The sequence below is a fragment of the Arthrobacter sp. ISL-5 genome, from assembly GCF_018613835.1.
Taxonomy (GTDB): Bacteria; Actinomycetota; Actinomycetes; order Actinomycetales; family Micrococcaceae; genus Arthrobacter.
Genome location: NZ_JAGGPM010000060.1, coordinates 22,487 through 32,654 on the forward strand (window position 1 = coordinate 22,487; position 10,168 = coordinate 32,654).

The window sequence follows — 10,168 nt, forward strand, 5'->3', positions numbered from 1 at the left end:
TCTGAGTGACCTTGCGCGAACCTTCGAAGGAGTCAACGATGACCGGATGGAATGCAGAGAACGCGGCGGGGTCGACTGGGGCAGGGGCCCTAACTCTGGTGGAAGGCTCGTCCTTCTGTATTTCGCTGCAGAACGGGGACATTTTTCCCCATCACCCCCATGGCGTTTTTCACGAGGACACAAGAATCCTGTCCCGCTGGTGCCTGACTGTTAACGGCCGGTCGCTGGAGCCGCTGGCCGCATGGGCTGGTGCACCGTATGAGGGGACCTACATAGGAACGTCCCCGTCGGCCAACGGCCGGGCCGATAGTCCACTGACGGTGGAGCGCAGCCGCGAGGTGCACGCCGGCATTGTCGAGGACATCACCATCCGCAACTATGCCCCTCAGCAAACCGACTGCGAAGTAGCGCTCTCGGTGGATGTCGACTTCGCAGACCTATTTGAAGTCAAAGACGGGCGGATCCATCGGCAGTGGGAACAGATTCGGCGGCCCAAGAACGGGTCGCTGTCCATCGAGGGGATTTGGGAGGGCGTGCGGAAAGGCATCGTGGTGGCCGCATCTGGAGCCGACTTCGGAACCGATGGACTCAGCTTCCGCACTGTTATCCCCGCACATGGGGAATGGAGCATGCGCGTGACCGTGACGCCGACGATGGAGCTCGTCGGATTGGCGGAGCATCCGACCCTCGCCCCTTCTAGGGATACCATCTCACCCCAGAACCTCCGACAGCAGGCCTGGGAAGCCGCGACCCCATTACTTCGGATGGGGAACCGGTCCGTCGAACGAACCATACAGCGCAGTTTCGGTGACATCGGAGCCCTTCGGATAACTGATCCGCAGCATCCGGACCGGATGGTCGTTGCCGCCGGAGCGCCGTGGTTCATGGCGCTGTTTGGGCGGGACTCGCTGCTGAGCTCCTTCATGATTCTTACACTTGACTCGTCACTGGCCCTCGGCACACTGCAGACTTTGGCCGACCGCCAAGGCAACGTGGTGGATCCTCTGACAGAGGAACAGCCCGGAAGGATTCTCCATGAGGTCCGCCTCGGGGTCGGCACGGGTCTGGCACTCGGCGGCAAATCCGCCTACTACGGTACTGCTGACGCCACTCCCTTGTTCGTGACCCTGCTTGGGGAAGTCAGCCGTTGGGTACTCGCCGCGGATGACGTCGCGGCGCTGGTACCTCACGCGGACCGGGCGCTGGAGTGGATCCGGGAATACGGGGATCGTGACGGGGACGGGTTCGTCGAGTACGAGCGCCTCAACGACCACGGTCTCATCAACCAGGGCTGGAAGGACTCCTGGGATGGAATCAATTTTGCCGACGGCCACCTCGCAGAGCCACCCATCGCATTGTGCGAGGTACAAGGTTATGTCTACAGCGCATACGTCGCCCGGGCGTGGATGGCGTACGAGGCCGGAGACAGGGCTCTCGCAGTTGATCTCCGGGAACGTGCCCGCCGGCTGAAGAAACAGTTCAATGAGCAGTTCTGGTTGCCGGACCGCGGCTACTACGCGATTGCGCTCGACAGGGACAAACGGCCGGTCGACGCGTGCGCGTCCAACATGGGGCACTGCCTGTGGTCCGGCATCGTGGATGAGGACAAGGCGCCCCAGGTTGTCGAGCGTCTCATGTCGCCGGAGATGTTCAGCGGCTGGGGAGTGCGGACATTGGCAACGGACATGGGCGCCTACAACCCGGTCAGCTACCACAACGGGTCCGTCTGGCCCCACGACAACGCGCTCATAGTTGCAGGGCTTATGCGGTACGGCTTCGTACAGGAGGCGCAGCGGCTCTCCTCAGCGCTGATGGAAGCCGCCGCGTACACGGAGAACCGGCTGCCCGAACTGTTCTGCGGATACAGCCGCTCGGGCTACCCGAAACCGATACCCTACCCGACGGCCTGCTCTCCGCAGGCTTGGTCTTCAGCCGCCCCGGTGATGTTGCTCAGGTATCTGGGCCGCTACGATGCGCACTTATCCCAAGGCGGCATCTGGATGGACCCAGTCCTGCCAGACACCTGGGGGGACCTCCACGCTGAGAACGTGCCGGTTGGCCGATCGCGGGTCACTATCGACGTAGTGGGCAACGAGATTACGGTCACTGGGTTGTCCGACAGCATCGTGTTCCATCGGGAGGCACAGCCGTCACTTGCGGATCGTTTGGATTCCGCCAAAATCTCCGGAAAGCCGTCCAAGATTCGCCTTAGTGAACCTTGATTTATACAGTGGCCATGGACGTGAAGCCGGCTAGGAGCGCGGGTCTGTAGTGGTTTGGTGGCTTGACGGTTCGTGACCTTGGTTGCTGGTGCCGGCCTTGGTTCCTGACGGTTTTCGGTGTGAACGCGGGGACCGGTCAGCTTGGTTCGTGGTCGTGGGTCCTGTCAGTGCCTCCGGGCTCCGCCGTCGTTCCTTTAGGCTCCTGCGGTGGCTAGGATCCGGGTGTTTTCCCGGTGTTTGAAGAGTTTGAGCAGGTTGTGGCAACCGGCCAGGAGCTCCCATTCGCGGGCGGCTTGCTCAAGCCCGAGCAGGAGGACGTGTTTGCCTTGGCGGGTACGGATCTGGCCGAAGACCGGTTCGATGATCGCTTTGCGCGGGCGGCCCGGCTCTTCTTGGTTTTGAGTTTCCTCGCCATCCGTTCCCGTAGTGTGGCGTTGGCCGGAATCCTGCCCCGAGGTGCGTCGGGAACTCTCTGCTCGCCGAGCATGCGGGGACCTTGGATGCGGCATGGCGAACGGTGTCCGGCGGGATGACCGCCGGCGGGGACATCACCGTGGACACCGACGGCCGGATGCACCTGGGCAAGGACGACGCCCTGGAGGAGTCGCCGAGTCTGAAAGACCTGCGTACCCGTGTAGCGGGCATGATCCCGCGCGTGGATCTGTCCGAACTGGTGCTCGAGGTGATGGGCTGGCACCCGGACTTCACCGCCTCCTTCACCTCCGCAGCCGGCGCGTCCTCCCGGCTGACCGACCTGAACGTCTCGGTCGCCGCGCTGCTGACCGCGCACGCGCTTAATATCGGGTTCGGACCGGTGATCGCCGACGCTCCGGCGCTGACCCGCGACCGGCTCTCCCACGTAGACCAGAACTACCTCGGCTCGGACTCCTACACCGCCGCCAACGCGGTGCTCATCGATGCTCAGGGCGCCAGCGACCTGGCGCAGGCGTGGGGCGGTGGGCTGGTCGCCGCTGTCGACGGGATGCGGTTCATCGTGCCGGTCCGCTCCGTCGACGCTCGCCCAAACCCGAAGTACTTCCACCGGAAGAAGGGCGTGACCTGGCTGAACATGATCTCCGATCAGTCCGTCGGGCTGGCGGCCAAGGTGGTGTCGGGTACGCCGAAGGACACCCTTCACTTCGTCGACCTGCTCTACAACCCAGACGGCGGCCAGCGGCCCGAGGTGCTGATCACCGACCAGGGTTCCTACTCCGACATCGTGTTCGGACTGGTCACCTTGCTGGGGTTCGACTACCGGCCGGTCCTCGCGGACCTGCCCGATGCCAAGCTGTGGCGAATCAATCGGTCAGCGGACTACGGCCGGCTCGACAGGACCGCCCGGGGAAAGATCGACGTTGAGAAGGTCCGCCGGCATTGGCCGGACATCTGCCGGATCGCCGCTTCGATCCACACCCACGAGGTCTCCGCCCACGATGTGATCCGCATCCTGCAACGCGACGGCCGTCCGACCGATCTGGGCGAGGCGGTTGCTCACTACGGCCGGATCTTCAAAACCCTGCACGTCCTCACCTTCGTCGATGACCCGGCCTACCGCCGGGAGATGAAAGCGATGCGCAACCTCCAGGAGGGCCGTCACGCCCTGGCCAGGCACATCTTCCACGGCCGCGAGGGCAAGCTCCACCAGGCGTACCGTGACGGGCAGGAAGACCAACTTGGCGCCCTGGGACTTGTCTTGAATTGTGTGACGTTGTGGAACACGGTCTACCTCGACCACGCCCTGACCGCGCTGCGGGAACAGGGCTACCCTGTGCTCGACACCGACGTCGTCCGCCTGTCGGCATACGTGCGCCGGCACATCAACGTCCACGGTCACTACTCCTTCCAACTTCCGGACCTCGCCGGCGGCCGGCGCACTCTGCGCGATCCCGACCACCGCGACAGCAACGAGGAGTAAGAAGAGCCTGAGAGGCATCGGAACGAAACCGGGCATTAAGGGGTCTGACCTGCAACGGAACAGTGGTTGGCGCTAAGCCCGTCGGGGTTGGCTTTACGTTGCGATACGAGGGCGAGACGAGATCCGCAGTGCGTCAGCAGCCGCAGGACCGGCGGATGATGAGCTCGGTGGGGATGAGTTGGATCTTCACGGACGCCCCCGCCGGAGCGCCGCTTCGGCCCTTCCGGCACCCGGACGAGGACCGGGAGAACTGAACGTAAACCGTCCCGTAGGAGGAACCCTCTGCGGTCGCCGACAAAGTTGTCTGTACGGATAGTCTTGACTGCTGGCTGGATATGTCAATCTGACTTGAGCCCACCCGCGACTCGCCGGAGTGCCTATCGAAGTTTGATGCGAGTCCACTTCACCGTTGTTTCCATCGGATATTTGACGGAGCAGGATGGTTCGTCGCGCCGGCCTGTGACCAGCCTTCCGAAGGTGCTCAGGAGAAGGCCGCCTTCGCGTTCTCGGTCCGGTCGTTGTGGCGTTGCTTTTGCTCGGTGATGGCTGCAATGAATCCGCCGACGAATGAGTCGCCGAGTCCGATGGTGGTGGGGGTTTGCGTGACCAGGGAGAGCGCCGGGAGGCATTCGACGTCGGCGCCCAGCCGCTGGCGTAGTTCTGCAGCCAGTTGGGCCCCGAGGGCGTTTGCGGGTCCCTGTCCGACCGCTTCGTAGTCGGCGGGAGTGAAGTTGTCGCCGTAACAGAAGCGGGTGCTGGCCATTGTGATGCCGCCTTTTAGGCCGGACCGCCACTTTCCGGCGTCGTTCCCGTAGGCGAGTGACCAGTACTTGGTGTGGATCACCGTGGTGCGTGCGGGCATTAGTCCGTGCAGCTCGCGGAGTGCCGCGTAAACGTCAACAGCGTTCAGGAGGTCGATCGGCCTGTTCAGATGTGCCTGTAACTCGTCTTCGTTCATGCTGTAGACGGTCACGGTATCGGCCATGAAGTCCCGGACGACAGGCGCAAACACAGGGTGGTGGAAGCCCGCGTCTTCGTAAAACACGACCGCTCCGGGCGGAAGATTCTGCAGTTCCCGTCCCAGGGTGGCCAGGCGCTCGTCCAGGACCGACCGCTCGTCGATGACGTTGAGTCCAGAGATGAGGAAGGCATCCGCCGTACTGAGTGCGTTGCCGAGTTCCTTGCTCAGCATCATCGCAGTGTTTGGCGGGTCGTTGGTGAAGATGATCCGGTTCGGGTGGTCCGCGCGCAGGTCGATGTCCCTGGCCCGCACTGTTGCGCCCCCGTTGAATTGCACGATCAGGTGGGGATCAGTCGAGTCTGCCGAAGCGCTGCTGATGTAGGTGCAGGATGCAGGCAGCAGCCGCCGCACGGTGTCATCGATGCTGACCAGGTGAAGAGTGCTCGGGATTCCGAGCTTCGCCATGGCCATTCCGGCCCGGACGCAGGTGCCGCCCAGCGTGATCCTTTTTTGGAACCGGGAAGCGAAAGTCTTGACGGTGTCGGAGGAGGTGATGAACCGCTCTCCTCCGACACCGTCGCGCAAGTGCGCGAGAATGGAGACGACCAGGTTCCTTTCGGAATCGACCGGGACGAACCGGTCAAGCTCCGCGGCGTCGATCGCGAAGTCCTGAATCAGGCCTTCGATGACGGCCGAGTTCCATTCGACCTCGTAATCGACGGTACCGCCAAGACCCAGCACCACATTCTCGCGCGACATCAGACTCCGTTACCTCAGTACAGTTCGGCCGTGTTCGCTGCGGCGAACAGCTCGATCTTGTGGGCGGCGACAACCTTCATGGCCGCGATGGAGGGCGGCTGGATGGTGTTGGGCTCGCGGACTCCCGGGTCAGCGAGGATTTCGCGCATCTTGTTGTGATAGGCGACCTTGATGTCGCTGGAGATGTTGATCTTGTTGACACCCAGCTTCACCGACTCGCCGATCTCGCCGTCGGGGTTGTTGGATCCGCCGTGCAGCACCAGGGGCAGCGTCACCTTCTTCTTGATCTCCTGCAGCAGGTCCAGTTTCAGTTCCGGCTTCATGCTTGCCGGGTAGATTCCATGGCAGGTGCCGATCGCGATTGCAAGGCTGTCAACGCCGGTGGATTCGACGAACCGGACGGCGTCCTCCGGGTCGGTGTAGATGATGGTTGCCGTGCCGTCCTCCGCCTCGTCGTCAGTCTTGCCAATGGTCCCGAGCTCTCCCTCAACCGACACACCCACAACGTGCGCGGCATCGACGACTTTCTTGGTGATGGCGACGTTCTGGTCAAAGGGCAGCATGGATCCGTCGATCATCACCGAGGTGAATCCGGCCTGGATCGCGGTGAGGACCTGCTCGTAGCTCGCGCCATGATCGAGGTGGATGGCCACGGGCACCGTTGAGCGGTGTGCCCGTGAGATGATGGCCGGCAGCACGTCAACACCGAGATGGTTGAGTTCGTCGGGGTGGATGGCAATGATGACTGGCGCTTTTTTCTCTTCGCAGACTTCGAAGATGCCGTTCATCATCGCGTAGTCACTAATATTGAAGGCCGGGACCGCGAAGTTGTGCTTGTTCGCCACATCGAGGATGGTCTTGCCGTTTACCAACATTTATTTCTCTCCTACGTTTTTGGTGATGGAATGGGGTTGATTTACTTCACGGCGCCGGCGGTCATACCGCTCATGAAGTAGCGCTGGAAGAAGATATAAAGAATGAGAATCGGTATGCAGCCAAGGATGCTGATGGCCATCATTTCGTTCCATTGGTAGGAATGTTGACCCATGAGGAGCTGGATGCCGATGGGGACGGTTCGCATATCCTGGGTTTTGGTCAGCGTCAGTGCGAAGAGATATTCATTCCACGCGATCATGAAGGTGTAGATACCGACGGATACGATCCCTGGCACGGAGACCGGCACCAGGATGCGCCAGAGAGCGGTCATGGGCCCGCCCCCGTCAACCCGGACGGCCTCGTCGAGCTCGCGGGGCAGCGTGTTGAAGTAGCCCGTCAGCATGATGATCGCGTACGGCAGGGTGAAGACCATGTAGGTCAGGACCAGCCCCTGGTAGGTGTTGAACATCCGGAGGAAAACCATCAGGCCGAAGTACGGCACCAGCAACGTTATCGGCGGCACGGCCTGGACGCCGACGATGACAATGTTGATCGTCTTCTTGAAAGGGAAGTCGAACCGGCTGAAGGCGTAGGCCGCGAACAGGGCGACGACCAGGGTCAGACCGGTGACCGCCAGAGCCACAACGTAGCTGTTGACGAAGAATCTCATCTTGGTCGGATCGCTCAGTATGGAAGCATATGCAGCGAAGGAGAATCCTTCGGTGATGAACCGCGGCGGTGACTCGAAGATCTCAGTGTTGGACTTGAAGGAACTGGCGAGCATCCACAGGACCGGGAATCCTGCGAATACGGCGCCGCCGATCAGGGCCAGGAGCACACCGGTTCTTTCCAGGGCTTCACGCTGCTTTTTGGTTTTCGACATGTCAATCACGCGCCTTTTGATGACGGACGTAGAAGTAGGCCAGGACCATGGACATGACCAGGATGATCACGGCGCTTGCGGAGGCAAGCGAGAATTGATAGTTGCTGAAGGCCATTTTGTAGGTCATGGTGCTGAGCATTTCGGTTACGTTGACGGGTCCGCCTCCGGTGGTCATCCAGATCAGGGCAAACTGCTGACTGGTCCAGATGAGATCGAGCACGGCCATGCTGACGATGATGGGTCGCAGCTGCGGCAAAGTGATGTTCACGAACTGCTGCAGGCCGTTAGCTCCGTCGACCCGGGCCGCCTCGTAGAGGTCCCGCGGTATGCCCTGCAGTCCGGCGAGCAGACTCACCATGAAGAACGGGTACCCTGCCCAGATGTTGATGAAGGTGACAGCGAACAGCGCCGTCCCGGGTGAGGAGAGCCACTCGACACCGGTGTCCGTGATGCCGAGGGTGACCAGGACGTAGTTGACGACGCCGTTGGGATTCAGCAACAGCCGCCACAGAATGGCGATGATGGCAACGGTAAACAGCCATGGCAGTACGTAGATCACGCGGAAAAGCGCTTTGGTGGCCCCGTTAAGCAACCGGCTGTTGAGCAGCACGCTGAACAGCAGACCGAGCACGAGGTGCGCTCCGACACTGACAGTGGTGAAGAAAGTGGTGTTCAGGACCGCCGTACGGAAGATCTCGCTGCCCAGGACCTCCACATAGTTGTTGAAGCCCGCGAATACCGGGTTCTTCTTCATGATGACGTTGTCCATCAGCGAGTACCCGATGACCATCACGATCGGAATCAGCATCAGGATCACGAGCAGAATGATGGTAGGCGAGAGGAAAGCGAACGGGACGAGGTTGCGTTTCTTTTTCGCCCGGGTCGCTACCGGTGCCGGCGCGTCAAGCTTTTTTGGTGTCAGGAGCACCATGGGAATCCTCCTCGGTCCGGGTGCGGCCTCGTCGTCGTTGGGCCGCACCCGGACCGCTTGTGGGTCTAGAACTGCTTGATCCAGGTGGTTTGAGTGTTTTCAAGCATCTGGTCGACCGGCTGAGAGCCTGTGAGTGTCTTCTGGAACTGCTCGTCGAAGGTACGCATGAGCTGTTCCGCGACGGGGAGGCCAACGAACTCGTTGGCGGGGTAGCCGCTCTTGTAGATGTCGAAGGCCTCCTTGAACAGGGCATCCTTGCCGGAGAAGTCCGGCGTGGCCTTGCTGTTGCCGGGGAAGGCATTGGCCTGGGTCGAGAGCTTCGCGTTGGCCTTCTCGCTCATCAGAAACTGGACCAGCTTCCATGCCTCGGCCTTGTGCGCGCTGTTCTCGGCAACCCCGATGCCCCACGAGGCGAAGGGGATGCCCCGTTTGCCGGTAAAACCATCGAGGGACGGAACGGAAGATACCTGGAACTTCAGGTTCGGGTTCTTCTGACGGATCGTGTTGATGTGCGCGAGGGAATCGATCATCATCCCGACGCGGCCGTTGGTGAATTCCTCGACCTTGTCCTGTTCCTTCATGGTGAAGGAACCCGGCGCGATCACCCCGTCATCCCAGAGGCTCTTGACGTACCCCACCGTGCCCTTGATGTCCTGGCTGGTGAGATCCGGCTTCCCGTCTTTGAGCATGCTCTGGCCGGAGGCCCATGCCCAGGACATGACATCGTTCTGCACGCCGTTGGGAGCCTCGAGGGAGAGCGGCAGGACCCAGCCCTTGGCGTTGCCCAGGTTGCTGATTGCCTTCGCCGCAGCCGTGAACTCCGTGCGGTTCGACGGCGCCTTCGCGATTCCGGCCTTCTGCAGCAGGTCAGTGTTGAAGAACATCGGGTACACGAAGTTCAATACCGGGATCATGTACGTCGCGTCCTTGACCTTGACCTCGCTGGAGAGCTGGGTCTTGTCATAGCCGGCGTCGGCCATCAATTTGCCCAGGTCCGCGATGGAGCCCTGCTTCGCAAAATCACTGATCCAGGCGCCATCCAGCCCGACAACATCGGACATGGTCCCCGCTGCGGCTCCCGCCACAACCTGCTCCTTGGTGGAGGCATACGGTCCGCTGAGCAGCTTGACCTTGATGCCCGGGTTCTCCTGCTCAAACTGATCCATCATCTGACGCAGTGAACCGGCGGGGAGTTCCGGCTCCCACCACTGCGCAAACTCGATCGTGACCTCCCCGCCAGGCGACGCGTTGCCGCCCGAAGACCCTCCGCTGCAACCGGCGATCATGGTGACTGCGGCAACGCCCGCGACGGCGGCCAGCAGCCCTCTCCTGCTTAGAGCATCCTTGCTCATGACTCTCCATTCGAAGTGAAAGTTTCAAAGTGCTGTTTCGCGCATTCCGATGCGACTTTATGCCGGTTTATGCGTTTGTTTGATCGTAAGCCCCGTCACAGTCTGGGTCAAGAGCGGTTCCGGATCCGTCGTTCGAGGTACCTCTGAGAACCGCCAGAATCCGTCAAAGATCCGTGCAATACACCCGAACATGGGGGCCTTGAATAGGGAAGAGCGTCCCGAGGTTGGCCTCAGGGGGAACATACGCGCGTGGCCTGACTCGATGGCAG

The 10,168-nt window shown here is 61.4% G+C and carries 7 protein-coding genes and 1 pseudogene; 2 read left to right on the forward strand and 6 right to left on the reverse strand.

Annotated features, from left to right (window positions below; translation table 11 throughout):
• Positions 1-38 precede the first annotated feature (38 nt).
• Entirely contained in the window at positions 39-2,222 is a 2,184-nt protein-coding gene (locus tag J7I89_RS24155) for a glycogen debranching N-terminal domain-containing protein (RefSeq protein ID WP_214975773.1), read from the forward strand.
• A gap of 194 nt (positions 2,223-2,416) precedes the next feature.
• Here the strand turns inward: J7I89_RS24155 and J7I89_RS25480 are convergent.
• A pseudogene (locus J7I89_RS25480) lies at positions 2,417-2,697 on the reverse strand (transposase); the annotation flags it as partial.
• 54 nt (positions 2,698-2,751) lie between these two features.
• On the opposite strand from J7I89_RS25480, the gene J7I89_RS24160 reads away from it, so the two are divergent.
• Positions 2,752-4,137, forward strand: coding sequence for a Tn3 family transposase (locus tag J7I89_RS24160; protein WP_214975775.1), 1,386 nt, complete (start codon positions 2,752-2,754; stop codon positions 4,135-4,137).
• 481 nt (positions 4,138-4,618) lie between these two features.
• Here the strand turns inward: J7I89_RS24160 and J7I89_RS24165 are convergent, their stop codons facing one another.
• From J7I89_RS24165 to J7I89_RS24185, 5 genes are all read right to left on the reverse strand, one after another.
• Positions 4,619-5,857 (reverse strand): ADP-dependent glucokinase/phosphofructokinase, encoded by a 1,239-nt coding sequence (locus J7I89_RS24165; RefSeq protein ID WP_214975777.1) that lies wholly within the window; start codon positions 5,855-5,857, stop codon positions 4,619-4,621.
• Between the two features lie 14 nt (positions 5,858-5,871).
• Entirely contained in the window at positions 5,872-6,732 is an 861-nt protein-coding gene (locus tag J7I89_RS24170) for a ketose-bisphosphate aldolase (RefSeq protein WP_214975779.1), read from the reverse strand.
• A gap of 41 nt (positions 6,733-6,773) precedes the next feature.
• Positions 6,774-7,616 (reverse strand): carbohydrate ABC transporter permease, encoded by an 843-nt coding sequence (locus tag J7I89_RS24175; protein WP_214975781.1) that lies wholly within the window; start codon positions 7,614-7,616, stop codon positions 6,774-6,776.
• A gap of 1 nt (position 7,617) precedes the next feature.
• A complete protein-coding gene (locus tag J7I89_RS24180) occupies positions 7,618-8,547 on the reverse strand; it encodes a carbohydrate ABC transporter permease (RefSeq protein ID WP_214975783.1) in 930 nt (309 codons plus the stop codon).
• Between the two features lie 65 nt (positions 8,548-8,612).
• Positions 8,613-9,899, reverse strand: a complete 1,287-nt coding sequence (locus tag J7I89_RS24185; protein ID WP_214975785.1) for a sugar ABC transporter substrate-binding protein — start codon at positions 9,897-9,899, stop codon at positions 8,613-8,615.
• Positions 9,900-10,168 lie beyond the last annotated feature (269 nt).

Excerpts from the sequence above, each read along its gene's own strand:
- J7I89_RS24155 (WP_214975773.1), top strand. The coding sequence starts at position 39 with ATGACCGGATGGAATGCAGAGAACGCGGCGGGGTCGACTGGGGCAGGG.
- J7I89_RS24160 (WP_214975775.1), top strand. The coding sequence starts at position 2,752 with ATGACCGCCGGCGGGGACATCACCGTGGACACCGACGGCCGGATGCAC.
- J7I89_RS24165 (WP_214975777.1), bottom strand. The coding sequence starts at position 5,857 with ATGTCGCGCGAGAATGTGGTGCTGGGTCTTGGCGGTACCGTCGATTAC.
- J7I89_RS24170 (WP_214975779.1), bottom strand. The coding sequence starts at position 6,732 with ATGTTGGTAAACGGCAAGACCATCCTCGATGTGGCGAACAAGCACAAC.
- J7I89_RS24175 (WP_214975781.1), bottom strand. The coding sequence starts at position 7,616 with ATGTCGAAAACCAAAAAGCAGCGTGAAGCCCTGGAAAGAACCGGTGTG.
- J7I89_RS24180 (WP_214975783.1), bottom strand. The coding sequence starts at position 8,547 with ATGGTGCTCCTGACACCAAAAAAGCTTGACGCGCCGGCACCGGTAGCG.
- J7I89_RS24185 (WP_214975785.1), bottom strand. The coding sequence starts at position 9,899 with ATGAGCAAGGATGCTCTAAGCAGGAGAGGGCTGCTGGCCGCCGTCGCG.